Source organism: Kitasatospora sp. NPDC049258, assembly GCF_040678895.1.
GTDB lineage: Bacteria > Actinomycetota > Actinomycetes > Streptomycetales > Streptomycetaceae > Kitasatospora.
Genome location: NZ_JBFAQT010000063.1, coordinates 1 through 26,372, shown reverse-complemented (window position 1 = coordinate 26,372; position 26,372 = coordinate 1). Strand labels below are relative to the sequence as shown.

At 74.4% G+C, this 26,372-nt stretch carries 24 protein-coding genes; 14 read left to right on the top strand and 10 right to left on the bottom strand.

The window, feature by feature from the left end; all coding sequences use genetic code 11:
- Window positions 1-304 precede the first annotated feature (304 nt).
- On the top strand, window positions 305-1,039 hold the full coding sequence (locus tag AB0K43_RS30215) for a DUF5995 family protein (RefSeq protein WP_363645385.1): 735 nt from the start codon (window positions 305-307) through the stop codon (window positions 1,037-1,039).
- On the opposite strand, the gene AB0K43_RS30210 is transcribed toward AB0K43_RS30215, so the two are convergent.
- From AB0K43_RS30210 to AB0K43_RS30200, 3 genes are all read right to left on the bottom strand, one after another.
- Window positions 1,040-2,479: a GuaB1 family IMP dehydrogenase-related protein gene (locus AB0K43_RS30210; RefSeq protein ID WP_363645383.1), complete on the bottom strand. Its 1,440-nt coding sequence runs from the start codon at window positions 2,477-2,479 to the stop codon at window positions 1,040-1,042. It lies immediately after the preceding gene.
- A 276-nt stretch (window positions 2,480-2,755) separates the two neighbouring features.
- Window positions 2,756-3,472: a transglycosylase SLT domain-containing protein gene (locus tag AB0K43_RS30205; RefSeq protein ID WP_363645381.1), complete on the bottom strand. Its 717-nt coding sequence runs from the start codon at window positions 3,470-3,472 to the stop codon at window positions 2,756-2,758.
- Window positions 3,473-4,083: 611 nt separating this feature from the next.
- Window positions 4,084-4,833, bottom strand: a complete 750-nt coding sequence (locus AB0K43_RS30200; RefSeq protein ID WP_363645379.1) for a class I SAM-dependent methyltransferase — start codon at window positions 4,831-4,833, stop codon at window positions 4,084-4,086.
- A gap of 185 nt (window positions 4,834-5,018) precedes the next feature.
- On the opposite strand from AB0K43_RS30200, the gene AB0K43_RS30195 reads away from it, so the two are divergent.
- The 4 genes from AB0K43_RS30195 to AB0K43_RS30180 all read left to right on the top strand — a co-directional run bounded on the left by AB0K43_RS30195 (window position 5,019) and on the right by AB0K43_RS30180 (window position 11,157).
- Entirely contained in the window at window positions 5,019-6,515 is a 1,497-nt protein-coding gene (locus tag AB0K43_RS30195; protein ID WP_363645377.1) for an SDR family NAD(P)-dependent oxidoreductase, read from the top strand.
- Between the two features lie 12 nt (window positions 6,516-6,527).
- A complete protein-coding gene (locus tag AB0K43_RS30190) occupies window positions 6,528-7,022 on the top strand; it encodes an NUDIX domain-containing protein (RefSeq protein ID WP_363645375.1) in 495 nt (164 codons plus the stop codon).
- 209 nt (window positions 7,023-7,231) lie between these two features.
- Window positions 7,232-9,043, top strand: a complete 1,812-nt coding sequence (locus tag AB0K43_RS30185; protein WP_363645373.1) for a serine/threonine-protein kinase — start codon at window positions 7,232-7,234, stop codon at window positions 9,041-9,043.
- A gap of 470 nt (window positions 9,044-9,513) precedes the next feature.
- Window positions 9,514-11,157, top strand: coding sequence for a ubiquinol-cytochrome c reductase cytochrome b subunit (locus tag AB0K43_RS30180; protein WP_363645371.1), 1,644 nt, complete (start codon window positions 9,514-9,516; stop codon window positions 11,155-11,157).
- A 64-nt stretch (window positions 11,158-11,221) separates the two neighbouring features.
- Here AB0K43_RS30180 and AB0K43_RS30175 read toward each other — a convergent pair whose 3' ends face one another.
- Window positions 11,222-11,584, bottom strand: a complete 363-nt coding sequence (locus tag AB0K43_RS30175; protein ID WP_363645369.1) for a cytochrome C oxidase subunit I — start codon at window positions 11,582-11,584, stop codon at window positions 11,222-11,224.
- 127 nt (window positions 11,585-11,711) lie between these two features.
- On the bottom strand, window positions 11,712-12,122 hold the full coding sequence (locus AB0K43_RS30170; protein WP_363645367.1) for a YidB family protein: 411 nt from the start codon (window positions 12,120-12,122) through the stop codon (window positions 11,712-11,714).
- Between the two features lie 364 nt (window positions 12,123-12,486).
- On the opposite strand from AB0K43_RS30170, the gene AB0K43_RS30165 reads away from it, so the two are divergent.
- Window positions 12,487-13,272 carry a serine hydrolase gene (locus AB0K43_RS30165; protein ID WP_363645365.1) on the top strand — a complete coding sequence of 262 codons (786 nt, stop codon included), beginning with the start codon at window positions 12,487-12,489 and terminating at the stop codon, window positions 13,270-13,272.
- On the opposite strand, the gene AB0K43_RS30160 is transcribed toward AB0K43_RS30165, so the two are convergent.
- Together AB0K43_RS30160 and AB0K43_RS30155 are read right to left on the bottom strand one after the other, a co-directional pair.
- Entirely contained in the window at window positions 13,227-13,862 is a 636-nt protein-coding gene (locus AB0K43_RS30160; protein WP_363645363.1) for a hypothetical protein, read from the bottom strand. The two genes, AB0K43_RS30165 and AB0K43_RS30160, sit on opposite strands and share 46 nt — an antisense overlap.
- Before the next feature lie 61 nt (window positions 13,863-13,923).
- The gene (locus AB0K43_RS30155; protein WP_363645361.1) at window positions 13,924-15,891 is read right to left on the bottom strand and encodes an amino acid transporter; all 1,968 of its coding nucleotides are present in this window, start codon (window positions 15,889-15,891) and stop codon (window positions 13,924-13,926) included.
- Between the two features lie 293 nt (window positions 15,892-16,184).
- Here AB0K43_RS30155 and AB0K43_RS30150 point away from each other — a divergent pair, with 293 nt between their 5' ends.
- The 8 genes from AB0K43_RS30150 to AB0K43_RS30115 all read left to right on the top strand — a co-directional run bounded on the left by AB0K43_RS30150 (window position 16,185) and on the right by AB0K43_RS30115 (window position 24,354).
- Window positions 16,185-17,405 (top strand): cytochrome P450, encoded by a 1,221-nt coding sequence (locus AB0K43_RS30150; protein WP_363645359.1) that lies wholly within the window; start codon window positions 16,185-16,187, stop codon window positions 17,403-17,405.
- A gap of 55 nt (window positions 17,406-17,460) precedes the next feature.
- The gene (locus AB0K43_RS30145; protein WP_363645357.1) at window positions 17,461-18,591 is read left to right on the top strand and encodes an acyl-CoA dehydrogenase family protein; all 1,131 of its coding nucleotides are present in this window, start codon (window positions 17,461-17,463) and stop codon (window positions 18,589-18,591) included.
- A 167-nt stretch (window positions 18,592-18,758) separates the two neighbouring features.
- On the top strand, window positions 18,759-19,928 hold the full coding sequence (locus tag AB0K43_RS30140) for a GNAT family N-acetyltransferase (RefSeq protein WP_363645355.1): 1,170 nt from the start codon (window positions 18,759-18,761) through the stop codon (window positions 19,926-19,928).
- Window positions 19,915-20,415 carry an SRPBCC family protein gene (locus tag AB0K43_RS30135; protein ID WP_363645353.1) on the top strand — a complete coding sequence of 167 codons (501 nt, stop codon included), beginning with the start codon at window positions 19,915-19,917 and terminating at the stop codon, window positions 20,413-20,415. Before AB0K43_RS30140 ends, AB0K43_RS30135 begins: the two co-directional genes overlap by 14 nt.
- A complete protein-coding gene (locus AB0K43_RS30130) occupies window positions 20,412-21,734 on the top strand; it encodes an aminotransferase class III-fold pyridoxal phosphate-dependent enzyme (protein ID WP_363645351.1) in 1,323 nt (440 codons plus the stop codon). Before AB0K43_RS30135 ends, AB0K43_RS30130 begins: the two co-directional genes overlap by 4 nt.
- A 36-nt stretch (window positions 21,735-21,770) precedes the next feature.
- Entirely contained in the window at window positions 21,771-22,025 is a 255-nt protein-coding gene (locus tag AB0K43_RS30125) for an acyl carrier protein (RefSeq protein ID WP_363645349.1), read from the top strand.
- Window positions 22,022-23,311: a beta-ketoacyl-[acyl-carrier-protein] synthase family protein gene (locus tag AB0K43_RS30120; RefSeq protein ID WP_363645347.1), complete on the top strand. Its 1,290-nt coding sequence runs from the start codon at window positions 22,022-22,024 to the stop codon at window positions 23,309-23,311. Before AB0K43_RS30125 ends, AB0K43_RS30120 begins: the two co-directional genes overlap by 4 nt.
- Before the next feature lie 5 nt (window positions 23,312-23,316).
- Window positions 23,317-24,354: an SDR family oxidoreductase gene (locus tag AB0K43_RS30115; RefSeq protein ID WP_363645345.1), complete on the top strand. Its 1,038-nt coding sequence runs from the start codon at window positions 23,317-23,319 to the stop codon at window positions 24,352-24,354.
- Window positions 24,355-24,371: 17 nt separating this feature from the next.
- Here the strand turns inward: AB0K43_RS30115 and AB0K43_RS30110 are convergent, their stop codons facing one another.
- From AB0K43_RS30110 to AB0K43_RS30100, 3 genes are all read right to left on the bottom strand, one after another.
- A complete protein-coding gene (locus AB0K43_RS30110) occupies window positions 24,372-25,136 on the bottom strand; it encodes an alpha/beta hydrolase (protein WP_363645343.1) in 765 nt (254 codons plus the stop codon).
- 43 nt (window positions 25,137-25,179) lie between these two features.
- Window positions 25,180-25,824 carry a dihydrofolate reductase family protein gene (locus AB0K43_RS30105; protein ID WP_363645341.1) on the bottom strand — a complete coding sequence of 215 codons (645 nt, stop codon included), beginning with the start codon at window positions 25,822-25,824 and terminating at the stop codon, window positions 25,180-25,182.
- A 74-nt stretch (window positions 25,825-25,898) separates the two neighbouring features.
- Window positions 25,899-26,372, bottom strand: a 474-nt coding sequence (locus AB0K43_RS30100) for a pirin-like C-terminal cupin domain-containing protein (RefSeq protein WP_363645339.1), incomplete at its 5' end; no start/stop codon positions are given.

The window sequence follows — 26,372 nt, the reverse complement described above, 5'->3', positions numbered from 1 at the left end:
TCACCGTCCGTACCGGGTGAGCCCGCCCACATTGTCGACACAGCGTGACCCACCCCCGACCCCCGGCACCCACCCCGACCCCCCGGACACCCGCCCCGGATGGCCCAGGTCACACCGGCCACGCTCAGCAGCCGCCCGGCAACCGTGCGCGATGGAGCAGGGCCACCGCCCGCCCGTGCCTCCCGTGCGCTCGAGGTGGCCGGGGCTGCGTCAGCCCGCCGGTTTCGCCCGCTCGGGCGCTTCCGCCGGCCGGGTGCGGCTGCGATGGTGAGGCTCCGTACCGCCCCAGGGCAGGAGGCCGAACGTGACCACCACCGAGGTACCCACCGTCGACCAGGCCGTCTCCCGGATGGCGCAGCTCCAGGCCCGGGCGGTGCCCGGGGACGGCGTCGCGGTCTTCAACGGGATGTACCTGACCGTCACCCGGCTGGTGCGCGAGCGGCTGGCCGAGGCGTGGTTCGCGGATCCGGTGGCGATGGCCGAGCTGGACGGACTGTTCGCCGCCCGCTACCTGGCGGCGGTCGACGCGGCCGACGCCGGCCTGCGCCCGCCCGCCTGCTGGCGGCCGCTGTTCGAGCTGCGGCGGCACCCCGGCGTCCACCCGCTGCAGTTCGCGCTGGCCGGGATGAACGCGCACATCGAGCACGACCTGCCACTGGCCGTCCTGGACACCTGCGCGCTGCTCTGCATCGAGCCGGCGCAGCTGTCCGCCGACTACGAGCGGATCAACCTCCTGCTGGCCCAGGTGGAGGCGGCGGTGCGGGAGGAGCTGCTGCCCTCGCCGGCCGAGCTGCGGGTGGCCGACCCGCTGCTGCACGTGCTCGGGGTGTGGAGCATCGACCGGGCCCGGGACGCCGCCTGGGCGAGCGTGCTGGGGCTGTGGGAGCTGCGCGCGGCGCCGAACGTGTTCGAGGCCGTGACGGCGGCGCTGTCGGGCTCGGTGGGGATGGTCGGCCGGGCGCTGCTGACCCCGTTGAACGGCGCGGGCCGGCCCCCCGCCGGAGCGGGGAGCCGGCCCATGGCCTGCGAGCGGAGCTGATCAGGCCCAGCTGGAGTGCAGCGGCTTGCCCTCCGCGTAGCCGGCCGCGCTCTGCACGCCGACGACGGCCTTCTGGTGGAACTCCTCCAGGCTGTTGGCGCCCGCGTAGGTGCAGGAGCTGCGCACGCCCGCGACGATGGAGTCGATCAGGTCCTCGACGCCCGGGCGGGCCGGGTCGAGGAACATCCGCGAGGTGGAGATGCCCTCCTCGAACAGACCCTTGCGGGCCCGGTCGTAGGCCGACTCCTCGGAGGTCCGGTTGCGCACGGCGCGGGCCGAGGCCATTCCGAAGCTCTCCTTGTACTGGCGGCCGTCGGCCGTGGTCTGCAGGTCGCCGGGCGACTCGTAGGTGCCGGCGAACCAGGAGCCGATCATCACGTTGGAGGCGCCGGCGGCCAGCGCCATCGCCACGTCGCGCGGGTGGCGGACACCGCCGTCGGCCCAGACGTGCTTGCCGAGCCGGCGCGCCTCGGCGGCGCACTCCAGGACGGCGGAGAACTGCGGGCGGCCGACACCGGTCATCATCCGGGTGGTGCACATCGCGCCGGGGCCGACCCCGACCTTGAGGATGTCCGCGCCGGCCTCGACCAGGTCCCGGACACCGGCGGCGGAGACCACGTTGCCCGCCACGATCGGGATCTGCGGGTCGAGCCCGCGGACCGCGCCCAGCGCGCTGATCATCGACTCCTGGTGGCCGTGCGCGGTGTCCACCACCAGCACGTCGGCGCCGGCCTCGACGAGCGCCTTGGCCTTGCCGGCCACGTCGCCGTTGATCCCGACGGTGGCGGCGATCCGCAGCCGGCCCGCCGCGTCGGTGGCCGGGGTGTAGAGGGTGGCGCGCAGCGCGTTCTTGCGGGTCAGGATGCCGACCAGCTTGCCGTCGGCGTCCACCACGGGGGCGAGCTTGAGGTGCGCGCCGTTGAGCTTCTCGAAGGCCGCGCGGGGCTCGATGCCCTCCGGCAGCAGCAGCGGGTCACGGGACATCACCTCGGAGAGGCTGGTGAACCGGTCCACGCCCTGGCAGTCGGAGTCGGTGACCACGCCGACGGGCTTGCCGTCCTCGACCACCACGAGCGCGTTGTGGGCGCGCTTGGGCAGCAGCGAGAGGGCGTCCGCGACGGTGTCGCCGGGGCTGAGGGTGAGGGCGGTGTCGTGCACCAGGTGGCGCTGCTTCACCCAGCCGATGACGTCGGCGATGACCTCGGTCGGGATGTCCTGCGGGATGGCGACCAGGCCGCCGCGGCGGGCCACGGTCTCGGCCATCCGGCGGCCGGCGATGGCGGTCATGTTGGCCACCACCAGCGGGACGGTGGTGCCGGTGCCGTCGTTGGAGGACAGGTCCACGGCCTGACGGGAGCCCACGGCGGAGCGGCTGGGGACCATGAAGACATCGTCGTACGTCAGGTCGTACGCGGGCTTGAGGTCGTTCAGGAAGCGCATGAATGGGGGCTCTCTGGCTGGGGAAACGTACACCTCGGGTGCGGTTGCGGCACGGCCGCGGGGCGCACTCGGGCGCCCCGCACCCAACGTTCAATACTCACTGATACCCGGGCGCAAAGCCAGTTCACGCACAATCCTTGAAGATCACCACAACCGGCACCCCGCGGGGCGGAGTGATCTTCATAGGAACATCCAACCCGGCCGCGCGGGGCCGGGCGGTCCGGACCTCCCGGTCCGGCGACCGCAGTCCGGCAATCGCGGTTCGGCGACCGCGGTCTAGTAACCGCGCCAGCACGAGCCGTAGCAGCGGGCCTGGGCGACCTGGTCCATGCTGCCGTAGACGTGGTTGCAGTACCGGGCGCTGGCGATCAGGTTGTCGACCGGGTTGGTGATCTCGGTGTGACCCGGCAGCGAGTACGCCTTGAAGGTCGGCTTGATCATCTGGGTCAGGCCGATCGACGGGATGCCGGCCTTGGCGTTGGAGTCCCAGCCGTTGACGGCCTTCGGGTTGCCGGAGGACTCGGACATCGCGGTGGCGCGCATCGCCTTCGCGGAGGGGACGCGGTCGCCGTGGGCGGCCAGCACGTCACGGGCCTCCTGGATCCAGCCGTCCAGGTTGTTCGGGTAGCTCGGCTTCGCCGGCGCGGCAGGGGCGGGCGCCGGGGCCGGGGCGGGAGCAGGAGCAGGCGCCTCGGCCGGGGCCGGGGCGGGCGCGGGGGCCGGGGCGGGCGCTGCCTCGGCGGGCGCCGGGGCGGCGGGCTGGGCGGCGGGCTGGGCGGCGGCAGCGGCGGCCGGCGCGACGGCGGCGGTGGCCGCGGCGGGCTCGGCGGCGAAGGCCTGGCTGGCCGGGACAGCGAGGCCGACGGCCACGGCGCCGGTCAGACCGGCGGCCAGGAAGAAGTCGGGCAGGCGGGGGTGGTGCATCCGGAAGCTCCGGACGTCCGGCATCCGGATGTCGGAGAGTCGGAGTCGGGTCTGGTTGATCGCACGCATGCTGAAGCACCTCTTCGGTCGCGGGGATCGCACACCGCCCCGGGACGTCCGAGAGCCCGTGCCGAGCACGGAAGGCGCCGCGCACGAGGCGGCCGGTGTACGGCGGCAGGACAGGACCCGCCGACTGCGCAGCGGGGCCGGGATCCGGCTCCGCCACCGACCCGCTCTACGCCAAGGTCGACTGCGCTGGTCGCGCCCCGGCCGTGGTCACCGGCCCGGAGCGCTCCCTCGATGTTGCGACACCCCCTGCCCCCGGGCAACCACCTTCCGGGCCGCCCGGGACGGCTCCCGGGGTCGCCTCCCCGGGCGCCAACCACCCCTGCCTCCAACCGGCCTGACGACCGATCGGATGCCGCCCGACCCCCCGGAGGGCCGATCCTCGTGGGCAAGCTCACAGATTAGGGCCGAAAACGCCCGAATCGCCCTCGCGCGGGCCCCGAACAGGCCCCGCCACGCCACCCCAACACCGCTGGCAAATACGGCAGTTGACCTCCATGGCCGACAGCTTGCCCGGCCCCGGCAGGATGCCCCGCCGCAGCACCCGGACGTGACCTCCGTCTCCCGGCGCGGCAGGGCCCGCACCCCCCTGAGTGACCCCCGTCACCGCGCGATCAGCGCACCGCGGCGACCAACGAGTCGGTGGCCGAGCGCCACAGCACACCGGCCTCCCGGAAGCCCGCCTCCACCAGCCGCGCGGTGTGCCAGCCGGCCGGGTGCGACTGCGGGTCGCGGTGCGCGCCGTAGATGAGGTCGCGCGCGGCCACGTGCTCGGCGAGCAGCGGATCGGCCGCGGCGGCGGCCCACCACTGCGCCCAGTCCAGGACACCCTCGGCCCGCTCGCGCTCCTGCCGGCGCCGCTGGAAGGCCTCGTCCGCCGCGGTGAGCAGCGGGATGCCCGGCTCGGGGGTGTGGTCGGCATTGAGGAAGACGCCGCCGGGCCGGAGCAGGCCGGCGAGGTCGCCGTAGAGGCGGACCAGATCGTCGGTCTCCAGCCAGTGCAGAGCGGTCGCGGTGACCACCGCGTCGTACGGACCCTCCGGGAGCCGCTCCACCCAGCGCGGGTCGCGCAGGTCGGCGGTGGCCAGCATGAGCCTGGGCTCGGCGGCGAAGTGGCCGCGGGCGATGGCCAGCAGGGCGGGGTCGAGGTCGACACCGACGCTCACCGCCCCGGGGAGCCGGGCGAGCAGCCGCTCGGTGATGCTGCCGGTGCCGCAGGCGAGGTCGAGCACCCGGGGCGCCGCACCGGCGTGGGCCTCCACCGTGTCGAGCATCACGCGGAAGCGCTCCTCGCGGTCGGGCAGGTACCACCCCTGCTGCCGGTCCCAGCTCCGCTGCCAGCCGTCCCAGTGCTTGCCGTCCATGGGGACACCCCTCCTCGGTAAGAGACACAGCCACCTTTTGGCCATTACCGAGCATAGGGGCCGAGCGGTAATGCCCGCAAGCGGCATCCAGCCATTACCGCTGATCGGGTTTTCGCCCCGCGAGCGGCCGCTCCCGTAGAGTTCGCACGGACAATCGGCGAAGCGGACAAGGAACAACAGCGGTCATGACGGCGGGCGTGGAGATCCAGAACGCAGCAGAGGCAGCAGAGGTCGAGTACGGCCCGGGCATCGACCCGGAGCGGCTGGAGCTCTGCCTCAGCGTGCTCGCCGAGCTCGACGAGCTGGACGTCGACCACCCGGACGCGATCACCGTCCGCAAGGCGGTCGGCGGTGTGTTCCGCACGCTGAAGCAGCGCCGGCGCCAGGAGATGCGGGCCCGCAAGACCGCCAACGACCGCGACGTCACCTCCCGCACCGCCACCGGCGCGCCGGGCCGGATCGACGACGAGACGGCGGGCGTGTTCGGCCTGAGCACCGAGACCACCACCGAGATCGCCGGGATCCTGGAGCGCCCGCGCTCCTGCTACACCTGCAAGCAGCGGTACGTCGAGGTCGACGCGTTCTACCACCAGCTCTGCCGCACCTGCGCCGCGCTCAACCACAGCCGCCGCAACGCCCGTACCGACCTGACCGGCAAGCGCGCCCTGCTCACCGGCGGGCGGGCCAAGATCGGGATGTACATCGCCCTGCTGCTGCTCCGGGACGGCGCGCACACCACGATCACCACCCGCTTCCCGAACGACGCCATCCGCCGCTTCAAGGCGATGCCGGACAGTGCCGACTGGATCCACCGCCTCAAGATCGTCGGGATCGACCTGCGCGACCCGGCCCAGGTCATGGCACTGGCGGACGAGGTCGCGGCCGACGGCCCGCTGGACATCCTGATCAACAACGCCGCGCAGACCGTCCGGCGCTCCCCCGAGGCCTACCGGGAGCTGCTGGCCGCCGAGTCGGCGCCGCTGCCGGCCGGCGAGCTGCCGCCGTCCACCGTGATCGGCCGGTTCGGCAGCGGCGGGGTCGACCTGCCGGCCCTGCCCGGCCAGGCGCCCGAGGGCAGCGAGCGGATCGCCGCGGCGGAGGTCACCTCGCTCGCCCTGGTCACCGGTTCGGCCACGCCCGAGCGGATCGCGGCCGGCACCGCCATCGACGCCGGCGGCCTGGTGCCCGACCTGGCCGCCACCAACAGCTGGGTGCAGACCGTCAGCGAGGTCGGCCCGGTGGAGCTGCTGGAGGTCCAACTCTGCAACTCCACCGCGCCGTTCATCCTGATCAGCCAGCTCCGCCCGGCGCTGGCCGCGTCCACCGCGCGCCGCAAGTACGTGGTGAACGTCTCCGCCATGGAGGGCGTCTTCAACCGCGGGTACAAGGGCGCCGGGCACCCGCACACCAACATGGCCAAGGCCGCGCTGAACATGCTCACCCGCACCAGCGCCGATGAGATGCTGCAGACCGACGGCATCCTGATGACCAGCGTCGACACCGGCTGGATCACCGACGAGCGCCCGCACCCGGACAAGATGCGGCTGGCCGAGGAGGGCTTCCACGCCCCGCTCGACCTGGTCGACGGTGCGGCCCGGGTCTACGACCCGATCGTGCGCGGCGAGTTGGGCGAGGACCTGTACGGTTGCTTCCTCAAGGACTACGCCAAGGGCGCCTGGTAGGAGGCACCTGCGATGGGGGCACCTGCGATGGGAGCACGGATCGCCGCACCGATGCTCGGGGCCGGGGTGATCGTCCCCGGCACCGACGGCCGGGTGCTGCTCGGCCGTCGGACCACCGCGGGCGAGGCCCCGAGCTGGGGCCTGCCCGGCGGCAAGGTCGACCGGCCCGGCGAGTCCTTCGAGCAGGCCGCCGCCCGGGAGTTGGCCGAGGAGACCGGCATCGTGCTGCCGGCCGGGGCGATGCGGGTGCTGGCCGTCCTGCTGGACCACCAGGACGGCCGGGCCCGACTCACCGCCGCCGTGCTCGCCCCGCCGACCGACGCCCCGGCCCTGGTCACCGAGCCGCACGCCTGCGCCGGCTGGGAGCGCTTCCCGGTCACCGCCCTGCCGGCGCCGCTGTTCTACCCGTCGGCCCTCGTCCTCGGCAGCTGGCTCCCCGAACTCCCCGACCCGGCCGGCGCCTTCCGCTACCCGCTCGCCCACCCGCCGCGGCGGCCCGGCGCCTGAGCAGGCGCCCGGCCCGCGACCCCGGCCGGGCCCCCGCCCGCGGCCCCGCCCCGCTGACGCGGCTCGGGGTACACCGGTTCACCTCCCCCCGGCCGATGCCGATAGGTTTCTGGCTGATCATCTGATGAGCCTTCGATCGGGGCGTCGCGGCGGGGCCCGAGGGCGACCGCCGCCGGCCCGCGGGGCGGCTGAGGGAGAGGGGAATCGCCATGGAGGGCCAGCTGCTCTGCGGGCGCTACGAGTTGACGGAGCGCCTGGGCGACGGCGACCTGGGGGCGCGCTGGACGGCACACGACCGGCAGCTCGACCGGACGGTGGCGGTCACGGTCCTCACCGAGGCCGAGCTCACCCCGGAGGACGGCGAGCGGCTCGAACGCGAGGTCCGCGCGGCCATCGCCCTGCCGGCGCACCCGCACCTGGTCGCCGTGCACGACGTCGGGCGGGACGAGGGCAGCATCCTCGTGGTCACCGAGCACATCCGGGGCCGCAGCCTGGAGCAGGTGATGGCCGCCGGCGAGCCGCCGAGCCCGGAGCGGGCCGTGGACTGGGCCCGCCAGGCCTGCGCCGGCCTGGCGGCGGCGCACGAGGGCGGCCTGGTGCACCAGGACCTCAGGCCCGCCAGGCTGCTGCTCGCCGAGGACGGGACGGTCCGGCTGCTCGGTCTCGGGACCGCCTGGCTCCGCCCGGCGCACGGTCCGGCCGGCGCCGGCCGGGCCGACACCGGGCTCGGCTCGGTCCCGTGGATGTCGCCGGAGCAGGTCCGCGGCGAGGCGGCGGTCGACCATCGCAGCGACCTCTACTCGGTCGGCTGCCTGCTCTACCAACTGCTCACCGGGGCAACGCCGTTCGGTCATCGCGAGGTCACCGTCCAGCTCGGCGCGCACCTGCGGGAGACCCCGGCCCCGCCGAGCGGGCACCGGGCGGGCCTGCCCGCCGGGCTGGACGCCCTGGTCCTGCGGCTGCTGGCGAAGGCCCCCGAGGAGCGCCCGGAGAGCGCCGCCGAGACCGTCGCCCTGCTCGCCGCGCTGACGCCGCAGGTCGCGGCGGCCGCCGCCGCACCGGGCTTCCCCGCCGTACCGGCGCCGGGCTTCCCGGCGGCGGCCGCCGCCCCCGTACCGCCGGGGCCGCCCGCCGCCCCGTTCACCCCGTTCACCACCGACACGCCGTTCGGCGACTTCGAGCCGGAGCAGTGGTGGCGCCGGCCCTCGGGGCGGCGGGCCGTCCTGGCCGCCGCCGGGAGTGCGCTCGCCCTGGCACTGATCTCCGGACTGGTCTGGGTGGCGAGCGGCCACCAGGGCGACGGCAAGCAGCCGGTGGCGGCGGGCGCGACGGCGTCCGGCTCGGACACCGGGTCGGGCGTCCCCTTCGGTACCGATCCGGCGCAGCCCCCCACCGGCTCCCCCGGCGCTGCGGCCTCCGCCGCCACAGGCTCCGCCGCACCGTCCGACGCCTCCTCGGCGCCCGGTGCCACCCCGCCGGCCGCCGGCTCCACCGGCCCGACCGGCACCGCCGGCAGCACCCGGCCGCAGAACGGCTCCACGCCCGCCCCCGGCACCACCGCCACCGGCGCCGCGCCGGGCGGCAGCACCGCCACCCCCGCCCCGCAGGCCCCGCCGTCACCCCCGACCGCCGCGGCGGCGTACGGGTGCAGCGGCGGCCTGATCGACAGCTACCCGGTGAAGACCGGCGCCGGAGTCGTCCTCGGCTACTTCTACCTGTACTTCGACAACGCGACCGGCACCAACTGCGCCGCCACCATCAAGACCGCGAACAGCGGCTACGGCACGGCCTCGCACGTGTCGGCGAGCATCAGCCGCTGCGGCAACACCTCCCCGGCCGCCTCCTGCACCGTGGCGGCGGGGACCACCAAGACCGACGACGGCAACTTCACCATGTACGCCGGTCCGGTGAAGGTCGCCGCCGCGGGCGCCTGCGTCACCGGCTCCGGCAGCATCACCTGGGGCGGGGTCACGGCCACCACCGCGGGCTCGCTCGGCAACCGCGCCGTGCACTGCGGCTGACGCCGCGGCAGACCCCGCCACCCGACCGGGCGGCCACCCGTCATCCGCACGTTGACGCCGCTCACGCCGCCGGACGGGCGACTCGACGGGCGCCCGGGGCCCGGCGGGCCCCGACCGACTCCGCCGCCGGTGAGACACGGCCTGATGAGCGTGCGTGCGCATCTGAGACACGACAGCATGAGGGGAGTAACCGAGCCGCCACTCCGTGCAACGGGGTGGCGGCCCGCGCCGGTGGCCACCCGAGGGTGGCGGGGCACCGCGCGTGGCGGCGGCCGGCGCGACCCGACGGCCGCCATCGACGCGCGCACCCCGGGCGCCGGTCCGAAAGGCGGCGCCCCGCCGGTGCCCGTCCATACGGAGAGGCGCTTCGATGACCACAGCTGCCCGCCGCCGACGACCGGCCCCGCCGCGCGCCCGGCACCACGGATCCGGAACCGCGGTTCCGTCCGGCGCCCAGCGAGGAGGACGCCATGCGGGCTGACCGGAAGGCGTCCCGTCCGGCTCCCCCCGCCAGCACCCGGGCGGCGCCGGCCAACCAGGCCGAGCAGCTCGCGGACTGGACCGACGGGCGGCTCGGCATCTACGCGCTGGCCAAGTCGAACCTGCGCAAGGTCTTCCCGGACCACTGGTCCTTCATGCTCGGCGAGATCGCCCTCTACACCTTCGTCATCATCATCCTGACCGGCGTGTGGCTGACCTTCTTCTTCCAGCCCAGCATGAGCGAGACGACCTACCAGGGCTCGTACGCGCCGCTGATCGGCGTGCGGATGTCGGACGCCTACGCCTCCACCGTGAACATCAGCTTCGACGTGCGCGGCGGGCTGCTGATCCGGCAGATCCACCACTGGGCCGCGATCGTCTTCGTGGGCTCGATGCTGGTGCACATGATGCGGGTGTTCTTCACCGGCGCGTTCCGCAAGCCCCGGGAGCTCAACTGGCTCTTCGGAGCGCTGCTGCTGTTCCTCGGCATGTTCGACGGCTTCATGGGCTACTCGCTGCCGGACGACCTGCTCTCCGGCACCGGCATCCGCTTCCTGGAGGGGGCGGTGCTCTCCGTCCCGGTCGTCGGCACCTACCTGCAGATGTTCATCTTCGGCGGCCAGTTCCCCGGCACCGAGATCGTGCCCCGGCTGTTCACGGTGCACATCCTGCTGATCCCCGGCATCATGGTCGGCCTGCTGGCCGCCCACCTGATCCTGGTCTTCTACCACAAGCACACCCAGTTCGCGGGCGCCGGCCGGACCGAGAAGAACGTGGTCGGCATGCCGCTGATGCCGATCTACATGGCGAAGGCGGGCGGCTTCTTCTTCCTGGTCTTCGGCGTCGTGGCGGTGATGTCCGCGATCGCCACCGTCAACCCGATCTGGGCGTACGGCCCGTACCGGCCCGACCAGGTGTCCACCGACGCCCAGCCGGACTGGTACATGGGCTACTCCGAGGGCCTGGTCCGGATCATGCCGGGCTGGGAGATCTCGGTCTGGGGCGGGCACACCCTCAACCTGGGCGTCTTCGTCCCGCTGATGGTCTTCCCGGCGGTCCTGGCCGCCCTCTGGTCCTACCCCTTCGTGGAGGCGTGGATCACCGGCGACAAGCGTGAGCACCACATCGCGGACCGCCCGCGCAACGCCCCGGTGCGGACGGCCTTCGGCGCGGCCTGGATCGCCCTCTACCTGGTGCTGCTCGCGGGCGGCGGCAACGACCTGATCGCCACCCACTTCCACCTGTCGATCAACATGATCACCGACGCGGTGCGGATCGGGTTCTTCGTCGCCCCGGTGATCGTCTTCTTCGTCACCAAGCGCTGGTGCCTCGGGCTCCAGCGCCGGGACAAGGAGAAGGTCCTGCACGGTCGCGAGAGCGGCATCATCAAGCGGCTGCCGCACGGCGAGTTCATCGAGGTGCACGCCCCGCTGCCGCAGGCGGAGCTGCACCGGCTCACCGACCACGACCAGCCCGCGCCCGCCCCGGCCCCGGAGCCCAAGGGCCCCAAGGGCCGCCCCGGCCGGATCGCCTGGCTCAGGTACCGGCTGTCCGCGGGCTACTTCGGCTCCGACGGCCAGATCCCCAAGCCCACGGCCGAGGAGCACAAGAAGATCGGCAGCGGCCACCACTAGGTCCGGCTCCCTGGACCGCCCGGTGCCACCCAGGTCCGCCCCCGCCCCGGGGGCGGACCTGCCGTTACCCGCGCAGCAGTGCCGGGAGCACCGCCAGCAGCGCGGTGGCGGCCACCACCGCCGCGCACACACCCGCCCAACGGGTGCAGATCGAGAGGCAGCGCCGCCGGTAGAACTCGGCGACCCGCCGGGAGCGCCGGGCGGCCCGGTCGACCACGCCCTCCGCGAACTCCAGCCGCTGGGCCTGGTAGGCCTCCCGGACCAGCTCGCGCTGGCCGGCCGACAGCCAGCCGAAGCGCTCGACGAACCGCGCGGCATCACGCTCGGCGGCGGCCACCTCCGCCTCCCAGGCGAGGTAACCCTCCAGACGGAACATCCCGGACCGGTACTCCCGTGCTCCGGCGTCCACCCGTCGTCCGCCACCCATGATCCGCTCCCTGCCCGTTCGACCCATGCCGAGACCGACCGCTCGCGGACAACTACTACCAGTGACGATCGGCCCCGGTCCGGCCGACGCGCGGACCGGGTCACACACCACCTGCGGCGACGCCGGGTCAGCGGACCTTCGCCAGCAGTTCCTCCCAGGACCCGGCCGGCACCTCGCCCTGCGGGGTCAGCCGGTCCACCGCCTCCGGCAGCGCCACGGCGAGCCGGTCCGCCGCCTGCTCCGGGGTGAGGCCCGCCTGCCGGGCGACCAGGTCGAGCTCCTGGTACGGCAGCGCCTGCGCCACCTCCGCGCCGCTCACCGGCTCGTTCACCCCGGTGCCCACCCAGGAGCGGGCCTTCGCTCCGAGGCCGCCCTCCTGGAGCTGTTGCAGCAGCCCGCCGAGCGAGTCGCCGCCACCGCTGCCGAGCGCACCGAGCAGCGCGGCCAGCAGGTCACCCGATCCCGCGCCGCCGTTGCCGCCGCTTCCGCTGCCGCCGAGCAGTCCACCGAACAGACGCCCGAGGTCGTTTCCCGCCATGGCTCCCACCTCCTGGTAGCCGGCCCGGGACAGCACGGTGCGGCCGCCACCGGACCGGAGTCACGGCCAACGGTATCCACCCCGGGCGGTCCGGCCCCGATCATCGGCCCGTGTCGCCGGGTCCGCCCGGGTCCGCCCCGGCGCCGGGACGGTCGGGCCCTGACCGGTCAGCTGGCCGCCGGGCACCGCCCGTGGTCCGCTGGAGGCCGGTCCGGGTGCTGCCATGCGCCGTGGGTGCGCCCTGCTCCCGGGCGCGGGGCGGTGGCTGACTGGGCATCTGCCACCATCACCGACTGCACGATCACCGACTGGGGGTGCGGCGTTGCGGGAGATTCCTGCCAGACCGGGCCAGGCCGTCTCGGCCGTGGAGGTCGCACCGGGGCACAGCGTGCTCTCGGTGCACGTCGGCGCCCTGAACGGCCCACCGGCCCGGACCCTGAACGCCGACACCCCGCACCTCGCGGCGAGCACCATGAAGGTGGCCGTGCTGGCCGCCCTGCACCGCAGCGGCCTGGACCTCGACCGGCCGGTGCCGGTGCACAACTCGTTCGTCTCGGCGACCTACGGCCCCCGGTTCGGGATCTCCCGCGAGGAGGACAGCGACCCCGAGCCCTGGCGGGCGCTGGGCGGCGAACGCAGCCTCCGGTGGCTGGCCGGGCGCATGATCGTGCACTCCTCGAACCTCGCCACCAACATCTGCCTCGCGCACGTCGGACTGGCGGCGGTCGACGAGGTCTGGCACCTGGCGAGGGCCCGGCACAGCGTCACCGGCCGGGGCATCGAGGACCTGCGCGCCCGGGCGGCCGGGGTGGTCAACCTGGTGACGGCCGCCGACCTGGCCCGGCTGCTGCGCCGGCTGCCGCAGGAACTGCTCGACCTGCTCGCCGCCAACGTGCACCGGGTCGACCTGGCCGCCGGCCTGCCGCCCGGCACCCGGATCGCGTTCAAGAACGGGTGGCTCCCGGGCGTGCGGCACAGCGCGGGCATCGTGTACCCGCAGGACGCGCCGCCGTACGCCGTCGTGGTCTGCTACTCCGGCCCGCTGGCGAACGGGCGCGACGCGGGCGACCCCGCCGCCCGGCTGCTGGCCCGGATCTCGGCCGGCTACTGGGAGCGGCGCCACCTGCTGGCCGAGGCGGGCGCCCGCTGAGGGCGTGACTGCCTTGCGGGGAGCGGGAGTTCACAGGGTGGCGGGCAGGCTGCGCAGGGCCGGGTACGGCGGACCGCCTCCCGCAGCAGGCCGGCGCCGACCACGGCGACCAGGGCGCCGCCGGCCACCCCCAGCCAGCCCAGCACGGTCTCACCCGCGCGCGAGGAGAAGGCGGTCAGACCCAGGCCGACCGCGAGGACGCCGGCGGTGTGGGTCACGGTGACGGTGGCTCCGACGGTGACCGCGTCCCGGACGCTGCCCCGGCGACCGGCCAGGTACGCCGCCATCACGGTCTTCCCGTGTCCGGGCAGGAGCGCGTGGCCGGCCCCCAGCGCGGCGCCGAGCAGCACGGCGAGCAGCCCGACCGGCACGGTGAGGCGCCCCGCCGCGCCGAGCTCCGCCAGGCGGCCGTCGAGGCTGTCGAGCCAGGCCCCGAGCACCGGGTGGTCGGGGTGGACGGCCCGGCCGAGGTGCTGGGCGATCGCGGCAGCGCCGCGCGGCTGGGCGCCGGCGGGTGCGGCGAGGCCGAGCAGGCACAGCGCGCCCGACACCGGCAGCACCGTCCGGACCAGGAACCGCGGGTACCTCACGCATGGCCTCCGGAGAAACGGGACCGCCCGCCACGGCGGCGGGCGGTGCGGATCGGGGCCGTCAGCCGACGTGCACCCGGGGGCGCCGGCCGCGGTCCGGCTCGGCCTCCCGCAGGACCTCCCGGGTGACCGGGGCGACCTCGCCCTGGCCGAACAGGAAGAACCGCAGGAACTGGGCGAACGGGTTGCCCTCGGTCCACTCGAAGTAGATGTGCGGCTGCTGACCGGTGGCGTCCCGTACGTGCAGCAGCAGCGCCGCCAGCGCGTTCGGGATGCTGGAGTGCTCCAGCGTGAGGACCCGGTAGCGCCCGTGCAGCACCTCCCCGTGCACCTTCAGCTCGGCCTCGAAGTCGGACGGGTCCCGGACGGTGACCTCCACGAACACCAGGTCGTCCTCGATCGGGATGTCGTTGTCCGTCCGGATCTGCTGGAGCTTCTCCCGGTACTCGGTGAGGTCGCGGCTGTCCGGCTGATTGGCGATCAGCCGGATGGTCCGGTTCGAGCAGTCCCGTACGAAGCGCTCGGCGACCTGGTCGAGGACCACGTCGGTGACCCGCAGTTCGAAGGCCCGGGCCAGCCGGGAGGCCAGCGAGATCAGCACGATGGCGGCGATGAAGCAGGCGCCGATCTTCACCCCGTCGGGCCGCTCGGCGATGTTGTCACCCGTGGTGTAGACGAAGACCGCCGCGATGATCGCGAAGCCCACCGTCCAGCCGCGCTGGCCGGCCTGGTGCGCGGCGATGGTCACCGCGATGGCGGCCGAGGTGATCAGGACCAGGACGCCGGTGGCGTAGGCGCCGCCCTGCTCGTCCACGCTGGCGTCGAAGATCCAGGTGATCAGGAAGGCGATCCCGGTGAGCACCAGCACCATCGGGCGCACGGCCCGCGCCCAGTGCGGCGCCATGCCGTAGCGCGGCAGGTAGCGGGGCAGCAGATTGAGCAGGCCGGCCATCGCGGAGGCCCCGGCGAACCAGAGGATGGCGATGGTCGAGGCGTCGTAGACGCTGCCGAACGCGCCGCCCAGGTACTGGTGCGCCAGGTAGGCCAGCGCGCGGCCGTTGGCCGCGCCCCCCGGCTCGAAGGCGGCGGGCGGGATCAGCAGGGTGGTGATGAAGCTGGTGGTGATCAGGAACACGCTCATGATCGCGGCAGCGGTGGTGAGCAGCTTGCGGGCGCCGCGGATCCGCCCGGTCGGCTGCTCCTCGGTGTCGCCCTCCTCGCCCTCGATGTGCGGCATGACCGCGACGCCGGTCTCGAACCCGGAGAGGCCGAGAGCCAGTTTGGGGAAGACCAGCACGGCCACCCCGATCATGGCCACCACGTTGCCGTGCTCGGCGGTCAGCGCGTTCTTCCAGTCCGTGACGAGTTCCGGCGCCGTCAGCACGTGCCACAGGCCGACCCCGACCACCACCACGTTCAGCGCGAGGTAGACCGCCACCAGCACCACGGCCACGCCGATCGCCTCGCTGAAGCCCTTGAGGAAGACCGCCCCGAGCAGGGCCACCAGGATCATCGTGATCAGCACCTGACGGCCGTGCAGCGCACCGGTCAGGTGCGGGTTCTCCACCAGGTGCGCGGTGGCGTCGGCGGCGGAGAGGGTGATGGTGATCACGAAGTCGGTCGCGGCGAAGCCGAGCAGCGCCAGGACGAACAGCTTCCCCTGCCAGAACGACAGCAGGCGCTCCAGCATGGCGATCGAGCCCTGCCCGTGCGGGCTCTCCTGGGCCACCCGCCGGTAGACCGGCAGCGCCCCGCACAGGGTGACCAGCACCAGCACGATGGTGGCCACCGGGGAGAGCAGCCCGGCCGCCAGCGCCGCGATGCCCGGCTGGTAGCCCAGGGTGGAGAAGTAGTCCAGACCGGTCAGGCACATCACCCGCCACCAGCGCTGCCCGCGCTCCGTGGGGGCCTCGGCGTGCGGCCCCGGGTGCTGCTTCACCCGTTCCGAGGTGCCCTCCAGCAGCCATGCCCGCAGCCGCTGCCGCGCCGACGGCGCACCGTCGCCGGCACCCGGAACCGAGGTCACCATCGTGCACTCCTGTCGAGAGCCGCGCGCCGCCTGGCCGCCGGAGCGGCGGCCTGCCCAGGCTAGGCGAGTCGCCCCGTCCGCCCCTGGAACGCACCGACCGGCGCCCCGGCTCTCACCCCGATAGCGGCACCGCACGGACCGGCCACGCTGGCCCGACCAATGCGTAGTTCATATCGAAATATCGATGAATTCCCGCGCCACGCAAGCCTTTTGACATCCGGAATGCGACCGGACAATTCGTGTACTCTCCGTCCTGCCCGTTGCGAATCCGCCCCGGCCGACTTGGGAGATCGATGTACGCAGAGTCGAACCTTCTGTCGATTTTCACCCCGGAAGGCAGGCAGGACCCTTTTCCCGCCCTGGCCGAACTCCGGCGGATCGACCCCGTCCACCACAGCGAGGCGCTCGGCACGCACGTCCTGACGCGCTTCGCCGACTGCCAGGAGGTGCTGACCGGCCCCGCCTTCCTGGTACCGGACCGAGACTGGTGCGCCGCGGCGCTGCCCGACCGACGGGCGGATCCGGGCGCCGAGTTCCTCTACTCCTCGCTGCTGGGCACCAACGGCGCCGACCACAGCCGGCTGCGCGGGCTGATCGCCGGCGCCCTCGGGGCCCGGCAGGTCGCCGCGTTGCGGGCGACCACCGAGAAGATCACCGAGGAACTGCTGGACGGCTTCGCCGACGCGACCGGCTCCGGCGGGGCGGCGAACTTCCAGGAGCTGGTGGGCCGCCCGCTGCCGGTCGCGCTGGTCGGCGCCCTGATCGGCGTCCCCCGGGCCGAGCAGGGCCGGCTCGAGCACCTGGGCCGGGGCGCCGGCCGGCTGCTGGAGCCGCTGCGCTCGCCGGAGGACTGGGCGCGGGCCGACCGGGCCGTCGCCGAGCTGCGGGAGTACTTCGCCACCCTGCTGCGCGAGCGCCGCGCCTGCCCGGCCGACGACCTCGCCTCGGCCCTGCTCGACCAGCGCCGCACCGTCGATCCACCGCCGACCGAGCGGGAGTTGGCCGACCTGCTGCTGCTGGTGTTCGTGGCCGGCTTCGAGACCACCACCGGCCTGCTCGGCACGGCGGTCCACGCCCTGCTGACCCACCCCGACCAGCTCGACCTCGTCCGGGCCGATCCGGGCCTGGTCCCCGCCGCCGTCGAGGAGTCGCTCCGCTGGGACTCGCCGGTGCTGATGACCGAGCGGATCGCCGCGCGGCCGGTCGAGGTCGCCGGCGTGGCGATCCCCCGCGGCGGCTCGGTGACCGCGGTGCTCGCCGCCGCCAACCGCGACCCCGAGCGGCACCCCGAGCCGGACACCTTCACCGTGCGGCGGCCCGACCACCGGCCGCTCAGCTTCAGCGCCGGCCCGCACTACTGCCCCGGCGCGGCACTCGCCCGGGCGGAGGGCACCGCCCTGCTCGGCCAGCTGCTGCACCGCTTCCCGAAGCTCACCCTGACCGGGCCGCCCGTCCGGCGCGCCGCGGTCGCCCTCCGGTCGTTCGACGACCTCCCGCTGGCCACCACCGGCTGACCGGCCCTGCCCCGTACTCGCTGCACCCCCAGCCGCTTCCCGAGAAGGTCCGCCCGTGAACTTCCTGCACCTCGAACGTGCCACGCTCGAAATGTTCATGCCCGGGCTGGACGAGCGGCTCGCCCGCCTCCCGCTGGCGGAGCTGGAGCGCGCGCCCAGCCCCGCGATCGGCGCGTTCCGGGCGGCGGGCGGCCCCGCGCTGCTGGTCCCCGCGCAGCACGCCGGCTCGGGCGCGACCCCGCTGCAGGCCGTCCGGGCGCAGCGCGCGGTCGGCGCGCGCTGCCCGTCGCTGGCGGTGGCCACCACGATGCACCACTTCTCGGTGGCCGGCCTGGCCGAGGCCGCCAAGTACGGCTCCGGGCTCGAAGGCGTGCTGCTGGAGTCGGTGGCGAAGGAGCGCCTGCTGCTGGCCTCCGGCTTCGCCGAGGGCAACACCGGCCAGCACGCCCTGCGCCCGCACATCACGGCGGAGCGGCGCGGCGACCGGATCGTGCTGAACGGCCGCAAGATGCCCTGCAGCCTGGCCCGATCGATGGACCTGCTGACCGCCTCGGTCACGCTCAGGGACGAGGACGGGCTCGACCGGCTGGCCATCGCGCTCATCCCGGCCACCGCCCCGGGCCTGGAGGTGCGGCCGTTCTGGCGTACGCCGGTGCTGGCCGGCGCCGAGAGCGAGCAGGTCGTGCTCACCGAGGTGGAGCTGGATCCGCAGATGGTGGTGGTCACCGACGTCACCGCCGAGGCCGTCCCGGACGCCCTGAACCTCGCCGGCTTCCTCTGGTTCGAGCTGCTGCTGACCGCGGGCTACCTGGGCGTGGCCAGCGCCCTCGTGGAGCGGGTGCTGACCCGGCCCGGGGGCGCCGAGGAGGACCCCACCCCGTACACGGTGCCGGTGGAGGCGGCGATGCTCGCGGTGGAGGCCGTCGCCCGGGCGATGGAGGGCGAGGCCTGGACCGACACGCTGCTCGTCCAGGCACTGCACGCCCGGTACGCGGCCCAGGACGCGATCGCCCGCACCGGCGCGGCCTGCCTGGCGGCCCTGGGCGGCATGGCGTTCATCGGATCACCGGACGGCGCCTACCTCGCCGCGGCCGCCACCGGCCTGACCTTCCATCCGCCGTCCCGCAACCGGATGGCCCGGCCGCTGCGCGAGTACCTCGACGGCCGGCCGCTGCGGATCGGCTGACGCCGCCGCCCGGGCCACCGGCCCATCCAGGCGTCCCGGGCCGGCCGCGCCGTCCGGGTCCGACCGACCGCAGACCTCCGCCTCCCTCCGACGACCGTGAGCAGGTGACCGCAGTGCGGCGAGCCTCCCCAGAACCTCCGGAAACCCGCCCCGGGTACCGGGTCGAGGTGCTGCCCAGCGTCGAGTCGCTGCCGCCGGCCCTCTGGGAGCGGCTGGCCCCCGGCGACGACCCGATGTGGTCGCGGCCGGTGTTCACCGCCATGGAGCGCTCCCGCATCGGCCCCGACGGGTACGCCTACCTGGTCGTGCGGCAGGGCATCGAGGTGGTGGCGGTGCTGCCGCTGTGCCTGTTCCGGGAGTTGCGGCTGGACGACGTGGTGGGCCCTCGCGAGCGGCGGCTGCTCGCCCCGGTCCGGCGCCTGTGCCCGCGGCTGCTGCGGGTGCCGATGCTCTTCTGCGGGCACCTGCTCGGGCAGGGGCACGTCCTGGTGGACGGTCACCCGCCGGCCGAGGTCTGGCGGCTGCTGGTGGCGGGCGCCCTCGACCTGGCCCGGCGCGAGCGCCTGGGCACGGTGGTGTTCAAGGACTTCACCGCGGCCGCGCCGGAGCCCCTGCGGGCCGCCCTGGAGCGGGCCGGCTTCTTCTTCCTGCCGAGCCTGCCCGACACCGAACTCCCGCTCGGGCAGGCCTCGTTCGATGACTATCTCGCCTCCCTCCCGGCCAAGCCGCGGCGCAACGCCCGGAACAAGATCCGCAAGTTCGAGGCCCACCCCGGGCTGCGGATGGAGGTGCTCGACGAGTTCGCCCACCTGCTGCCGCAGATGCTCGCCCTCTACCGCCAGGTGATGGACCGGGCGGACCAGACCCTGGAGGTGCTCGACGCGCCCTTCCTGGCCGCCGTGCACGCGCGGACCGGCCCGCGGCGCCGCCTGGTCGCCTGCTTCGAGGGCGACCGCCTGGTCGCCTTCCTGCTCTGCCTGTTCGCCGGCGGCGGGGCGACCGGCGCCCGGATCGGCCTGGACTACCGCCTCGCACACGAGGCGCGGCTCTACCACAACGTGCACTACGCGGCGATCCGGCTGGCCATCGCGACCGGCTGCCGCCACATCCGGTTCGCCCAGACCGCCTACCGGCCGAAGGTCGAACTCGGCTGCCGGCTGGTCGAGCAGTGGTACGCGATGACCCACACCCGCCGGCTCCCGCGCGCCGTCCTGCGGCGACTGCTCCCACCCGCGCTGGCCGCCGCCCGCAGCGCCGCGCTCGGCCCCCACCTCCCGCCCCCGGGTGCTGCCCCGCTCGGCCCCCACGAGGAAAGGTTCCCCCGTGCCACGAGTTGACGTGGAACTGCGCATCGCCGCCCCACCCGCCGCCGCCTGGGCGGCGGTGGTGGACGTGGAGAGCTACCCGCACTGCATGGAGAGCGTCGACTCGGTCGTGGTCACCGAGCGGGCGGACGACCGGCACCGCACCACCGCCTGGGCGGTCCGGCTGCGCGGCTCGGTCCTGCGGTGGACCGAGGCCGATCGGCTCGACCCGGTCGCCCGCCGCTTCGACTTCCACCAACTGGACGGCGACCTCGGCCAGTTCGTCGGCCACTGGGCGGTCGGGGCGGCGCCGGGCGGCGGCAGCACGGTCGCCCTGCACGTCGACTTCGACATCGGCATCCCGCTGCTCGCCGACATGCTCAACCCGGTGGCCGCGGAGGCCCTCGCGGAGAACGCCGCCCAGATGCTCGCCGCCCTGGAACAGCGGCTGCTGGGCGAGAACGGGAAAGCTCGCGCCGACGCCGAGGAGCCCCCCGTCCTCCAGGAGGCCGCGTCATGACCGCCGAGACCCTGCTGCCCGCCGGGGCTCCGGTCTCCTCGGACACCCCGGCGCCCGCCGACACCGCGGCGCCCGAGGCGTTCGACCGGCTGCGCCGCCACCTGTCGCCCAAGCTCGCCCTGACCGGCAGCTTCGCCGGGCGCGGAGCCGTCGAAGCCACCGCCGAGGGCTGCCGGGTCACCCTCTCCGACGGCCGGTCCGCGCTCGACTTCGGCTCGTACGCCGTCACCCTGCTCGGGCACCGCCACCCGGCCGTGGCGGCCGCCGTCCGCCACCAGCTGGAGACCATGCCCACCTCCACCCGGAGCCTGGCCAACCCGGTCACGGCCCGCGCGGCGGCCTGCCTGGCCGGCTACCTGGGCGACGCCCTGCCCAAGGTGTACTTCGGCCTCAACGGCGCCGACGTGGTCGAGGTGGCGGTCAAGCTGGCCCGGCTCGCCACCGGCCGCAGCCGGGTGGTCGCGGTCGACGGCGGCTTCCACGGCAAGTCGGCCGGGGCGCTCGCGCTGACCCACAACCCGCTCTACCGGGTGGGCCTGAAGGGCTGCACGGTGGACGTGGTGCACGTCGACCCGACCGATCCCGAAGCCGTGCTCCGCGAGGTCCGTGCGGCGGAGGTGGCCGCCGTCGTCCTCGAACCGGTCCAGGGCGAGAACGGCGCCGTGCCGCTGCCGGTCGAGACCCTGCGGCGCTGGTGCGCGGACGCCGCCCGGGCCGGCGCCTTCGTGATCGCGGACGAGATCCAGTGCGGGCTGCGCCGCTGCGGCGAGCGCTCGGTCGCCCTGGCCGCGGGCCTGCCGGTGGACGCCGTGCTGCTCGGCAAGCCCCTGGGCGGCGGGGTGGTCCCGCTGTCCGCGCTGGTCTGCTCCGAGCAGCTGTACGCGCCGCTCGCGGCGGACCCGTTCCTGCACTCCGCCACCTTCGGCGGGCACCCGCTCAGCTGCGCGGCACTGCCCGCCGCCCTCGAGGCCATCGAGGAACTCGCCCCGCACGGCCACCGGTTGTCGCTGCTGCTGGACGCCGCGCTGGCCCGGCTGCGCGCGGACCACCCGGAGGTGGTGCGCGCCGTCCGCGGCGCCGGGCTGCTGCGCGGGATCGAGCTCGCGCATCCGCAGGCCGCCGGCACGGTCCTGGCCGAACTCGCCGGCGCCGGCCTGCTGGTCTCGCCCTGCCTGAGCCGGCCCACCACCCTCCGACTGCTGCCCCCGCTGGTCTGCACCGGGGCCGAGCTCGCGGAGGCGGTCCGGATCCTCGACGCCGCGTTCGCGGTGGCCGGCCGAGCCGGAGCACCGAACCGACAGCTCGCACCGACAGCCTGAGCCGACCTCGCCGCCGGCACGGAAGGAACGACGGACATGCCCACTCGTGAAGAACTGTCGCTGCTGGTCAGGACGGCCATCTCGGAGGTGCTCGGCACCGAGGCCGAGGAGGTCCGCGAGCAGACCAGCCTGGCCGTCGACCACGACGTCGACAGCCTGGAACTGATGGAGATCGGCGCCCGGTTGGAGCGCTCCCTCCGGCTGCGGATCGAGGTCGCGGACCTCACCGCCGCGCAGACCGTCGGGCAGGCCATCGACCTGCTCGAAACCCGCACGGCCGGCCGCTCGTGACGCGCCGGCACCCCTCCGGCGGGCACCGGGTGGCCGTCACCGGCGTCGGTGTGAAGTCTCCGGCCGGCAACGACCTCGAAGCGGCCTTCACCGCGGTGCTGAAGGCCGAGGCCACCGCCGCGACCGTCCCCCGGCTGATCGAGGCCGACCTACCGGTCCAGTTCGCCTGCCTGGTGCCGCCGTTCGACCTCGACGGCTACCTCACCCGCCGCGAGTCCCGCCAGATCGACCGCACCACCCAGCTGCTGCTCTGCGCGGCCACCGACGCCGTCGAGGACGCCGCGCTGCCGACCGGCCTCGCGCCGGGGCGGGTGGGGGTCCAGATCGGCACCGGGATCGGCGGCCTGCCGAGCATGGAGGAGGTCACCCTCAGCCACGCCGCCCGGCCCCGGGACATGCCGGTGCACACCGTGCCCCGGACGATGGCCAACTCGCCGGCCACCCGGCTGGCCATGCGGTACGGATTCCAGGGGCCCTGCACCACGTACTCCAGCGCCTGCGCCAGCGGTACCACCGCCGTGGGCGAGGCCGCCCGGAAGATCCGGTACGGCGACCTCGACCTGGCGCTCGCCGGCGGTACGGACTCCGCGGTCACCACGGTGGTGATGGGCGCCTTCGCCCGGATGCGGGCGATGTCCGTCCGCAACTCCGACCCGGCGCGGGCCAGCCGCCCCTTCGACACCGACCGGGACGGCTTCGTCATGGCCGAGGGGGCGGCCGTCCTGGTGCTCGAACGGTGGGACCTGGCCCGGGCCCGAGGCGCTCGGATCTACGGCGAGGTCGCCGGATTCGCCGACAACTGCGACGCCGCCCACATCGTCGCCCCGAACGAGGACGGCGCGACCGCGAGCCGGTGCATGCGGCGGGCCCTCGCCGACGCCGGCCTCTCCACCGCCGACATCGGCCACATCAACGCCCACGGCACCTCCACCGTGTTGAACGACCGGGCGGAGGCGCGCGCGATCGAGCGCTGCTTCCACGGCCAGTCGCCGCCCGTGACGGCGGTCAAGGGCGTCACCGGGCATCTGATCGGCGGCTCCGGCGCCCTGGAGGCCGCCCTCGCCCTGCTCTGCGCCGCCCGCGGCAGCGTCCCGCCGATCGCCAACCTGAGGGCCAGCCAGGAGGCCGACCTGGTGGACCTGGTGATCGGGGCGCCGCGCAGCGTCCCACCGGGCCCCGTGCTCTCCAACTCCTTCGGCTTCGGCGGGCAGAACGCCTGCCTGGTGCTCACCCCCGGCGACCCGGACGCCGCCGGCCCGCATCCCCGTACGCCCCAGCAGAAATGACGCCCATGCGAATCCTCGTCACCGGTGCGACCGGAGTGGTCGGCACCGAGGTCGTGCAGCGGCTCGGCCCGGCCGCGGCGCCGCCCCGCAGCACCCTCACCCGGGTGGCCCGGCGGCTCACCGACGACACCCTGGTCCGCTGGCGGATCGGCGCCGAGCCGCCGCCCGCCGAACTCGCCGGGCACTGGGACGTCATCGTGCACTCGGCCGCCACCACCCGCTGGACCCTCGGCCGCGAGGAGGCGGTCGGGGCCAACATCGACCCACTGAGGGCGGTCCTGGCGCTGGCCGACCGGGACACCCACCTGGTCCACCTCTCCACCGCCTACGTGGGCGGGGTCCGCAACCCCGAGGACCTGCGGGGCGCGGAGTTCGAGGGCTACCGCAACGGCTACGAGTGGTCGAAGGCCAGGTGCGAGGAGGTGGTCCGCACCGAGCACCCCGGGCCGCTGACGGTGGTGCGGCCGCCGCTGATCGTCGGACGCCGCGGTTCGGGCGAGATCTCCCGCTTCTCCGGCCCGTACACCATGCTCCAGGCCCTGGTCTCCGGCCTGGCCGCGGTGGTGGTCGGCGACCCCGGGGGCTACGCCGAGATCAGCCCCGTCGACGAGGTCGCCGTCGTCGTCGCCGCGGCGGTGCTCGCCGCACCGCCCGCCGCCCCGCGCACCGAGGTGATCGCCGCCGGCCGCCACAGCCTCACCCTGGACGCGCTGCTCGACATCATCTGCCTGACCCTGAACGAGTTCCGGCAGGCCGCCGGCGTGGCCCCGATCGAGCGGCCGCGGATCGTCTCCGGCGACAGCTGGGACCGGTTCTTCCTGCCGCTCGCCGACCGGTACCTCTCACCGGTCCAGAGCCAGGCGGTCAAGCTGCTCGCCATGTTCCAGAGCTACACCAGCATGACCCGGCCCTTCGAACCCACCCGCCCGGTCGCCGACCCCGCCGCCGTCATGACGGCCGCCGTCCGCCACTGGGCCACCAGCAAGCCCCGCCTCGCCCTGGCCACCCCGCAGCAGTGGGCCTTGATCGCCGAACCGGCCTGACCGGTCTCCGCCCCAGCTCAACCGGGCTCCGACAGGAAGGCGGTGACCTCGGCGGCGAACCGCTCCGGAGCGTCGTGATGCACGACATGGCCGGCCGCCAGCTCGACCAGGCGGGCCCCCGGGCCGCGGCGGGCGACCATGCTCCGGGCGTGATCGGCCGCCAACTCCTCGCTCCGCGTTCCACGGACCAGCAGGGTGGGGCAGGACACGGCGGTCCAGTCGTCCCGGTGATCGCCGTTGAGCGCCTGCTGCGACCGCACGGTGTCATCGATTCCGAACGAGAAGCCCCAGCCCCCGGCCCCCTGCCGGAACGAGCACTCCAGATAGGGCGCGGCCGCGCCCAGAGCCGCGACCAGGGCCTCGCGCGACGGCGCGGCCGGGGGCAGCCGCGTGGTGAACGACCAGTCGCAGTCGACGACCGCGCCGATGTCCTCCACGATCAACCTACTGACCCTGCCGGGGTGCCGGGCGGCGAACTGGTAGGCGTTCACCCCGCCCAGCGAGTGTCCCAGCACCGGCACCGGGCCGACCCCCAGGTGCCGGTGGAAGGCGACCAGATCGGCGACGTAGTCGTCCCGCTGGTAGCGGATGGCACGGTCCGACTCTCCGTGCCCGCGCTGATCGAGCGCGATCACCCGCCACCGCGGCGCCAACGCCCCTGCGAGCGAAGCGAACGCGGACGCCTCGTTGTAGTGCCCGTGCAGCGCCAGCAGCGGCCGCCCCGGACCACCGAAGTCCAGGTACGACAGCTTCCGACCGCCCGCCACGAAGAACTCACGCATGACGCGGATCATAGGACCCCGGGGCTGGGGCCCTGCGGACCGGCTACCTGCGCCAGAACAGGTGGTGCGTCACCCCGCTCGGGCTGGGCACGACCTCCAGCCGGAACCGGTCGAGCAGCTCGTCGGGGGACTCCCACAGTCGCAGCCCGGACCCGAGCTCCACCGGCGAGACCACCACGTGCAGGGTGTCGACCAGGTCGGCGTCGAGATACTGCCGAATGGTGCTGACCCCGCCGCCCAGCCGGACGTCCTTGCCCTGCGCCGCCTCCCGGGCCTGCGCCAGGACGGTGGCCGGGTCGCCGTCGACGAAGTGGAACGTGGTGTCGGAGAGCGTGAGCGAAGGTCGCTTGTGGTGGGTCAGAACGAACACCGGGGTACGGAACGGGGGCTCCTCGCCCCACCAGCCCTGCCACTCATGGTCGTGCCAGGGCCCGCGCTGGGGACCGAACTTGTTGCGGCCCATGATCTCGGCGCCGATGTTGCGGGCGTAGTCCCGCGTGAAGTAGTCGTCCAGGCCCCGGCTGCCCCCGGGGTCGGTGCGCATCGGCCAGCTCGCCGTCGCGCCGGCCCAGGAGAACAGCCGCTCCGGGGCGACATGACCGAACGGCCTCTCCAGGGTCTGGTCCTCACCGGCACCGATCCCCTCACTCGAGACGGTGAAGTTCTGGACCCTCAGCAGCTGAGCCACGCCATCCTCCTGTGCTGTCGACAACGGTGGTAGAACTTACCGGCATGCTCAACTCCCGGACGGGCAGGCCCGGATCAGCGCGCCCGGCCCCGTGGCTTCAGGGGCACGGCGGGCAGTCGGGGAGCGGCCAGTCGAGGGCCGGCGTAGCCGTGCACCTCGCCGAAGCGGGAGCCGGCCTCCCAGTCGGCCCGCGCCCGGGCGATCTCCTCGCCGGTGCGGCCGATGAAGTTCCACCACATCACGATCTCCTCCTCGAACGGCTCGCCGCCGAGCAGCAGCAGCGAACCGTCCGAGCCGGCCAGCAGCGGCAGTTCGCGGCGCCCGCAGCCGAGGTAGAGCATCGAGCCGGGCTCGACCCGGACGCCGTCCACGTCCACACTGCCGGTCATCGCCAGCACCGCGTACTCGAAGCCCGGCTCCAGCGGCAGGCGGTGCTCGGCGCCCTCACGCAGGGTCAGGTCGGCGCCGACCAGCGGTGAGTGGGTGGTGCCCGGGGAGCGGGCGCCGTCCAGTTCGCCGAGGATGACGGTGGCGCTCAGGCCGCCGGC

Bases quoted from the DNA above. Each gene is read 5' to 3' on its own strand.
- AB0K43_RS30205 (WP_363645381.1), bottom strand. From the start codon at position 3,472: ATGCGTGCGATCAACCAGACCCGACTCCGACTCTCCGACATCCGGATG.
- AB0K43_RS30170 (WP_363645367.1), bottom strand. From the start codon at position 12,122: ATGGCGGGAAACGACCTCGGGCGTCTGTTCGGTGGACTGCTCGGCGGC.
- AB0K43_RS30110 (WP_363645343.1), bottom strand. From the start codon at position 25,136: ATGCGTGAGTTCTTCGTGGCGGGCGGTCGGAAGCTGTCGTACCTGGAC.
- AB0K43_RS30195 (WP_363645377.1), top strand. From the start codon at position 5,019: ATGACGGCGGGCGTGGAGATCCAGAACGCAGCAGAGGCAGCAGAGGTC.
- AB0K43_RS30155 (WP_363645361.1), bottom strand. From the start codon at position 15,891: ATGGTGACCTCGGTTCCGGGTGCCGGCGACGGTGCGCCGTCGGCGCGG.
- AB0K43_RS30115 (WP_363645345.1), top strand. From the start codon at position 23,317: ATGCGAATCCTCGTCACCGGTGCGACCGGAGTGGTCGGCACCGAGGTC.
- AB0K43_RS30200 (WP_363645379.1), bottom strand. From the start codon at position 4,833: ATGGACGGCAAGCACTGGGACGGCTGGCAGCGGAGCTGGGACCGGCAG.
- AB0K43_RS30185 (WP_363645373.1), top strand. From the start codon at position 7,232: ATGGAGGGCCAGCTGCTCTGCGGGCGCTACGAGTTGACGGAGCGCCTG.
- AB0K43_RS30180 (WP_363645371.1), top strand. From the start codon at position 9,514: ATGCGGGCTGACCGGAAGGCGTCCCGTCCGGCTCCCCCCGCCAGCACC.
- AB0K43_RS30130 (WP_363645351.1), top strand. From the start codon at position 20,412: ATGACCGCCGAGACCCTGCTGCCCGCCGGGGCTCCGGTCTCCTCGGAC.
- AB0K43_RS30190 (WP_363645375.1), top strand. From the start codon at position 6,528: ATGGGGGCACCTGCGATGGGAGCACGGATCGCCGCACCGATGCTCGGG.
- AB0K43_RS30175 (WP_363645369.1), bottom strand. From the start codon at position 11,584: ATGGGTGGCGGACGACGGGTGGACGCCGGAGCACGGGAGTACCGGTCC.
- AB0K43_RS30210 (WP_363645383.1), bottom strand. From the start codon at position 2,479: ATGCGCTTCCTGAACGACCTCAAGCCCGCGTACGACCTGACGTACGAC.
- AB0K43_RS30150 (WP_363645359.1), top strand. From the start codon at position 16,185: ATGTACGCAGAGTCGAACCTTCTGTCGATTTTCACCCCGGAAGGCAGG.
- AB0K43_RS30125 (WP_363645349.1), top strand. From the start codon at position 21,771: ATGCCCACTCGTGAAGAACTGTCGCTGCTGGTCAGGACGGCCATCTCG.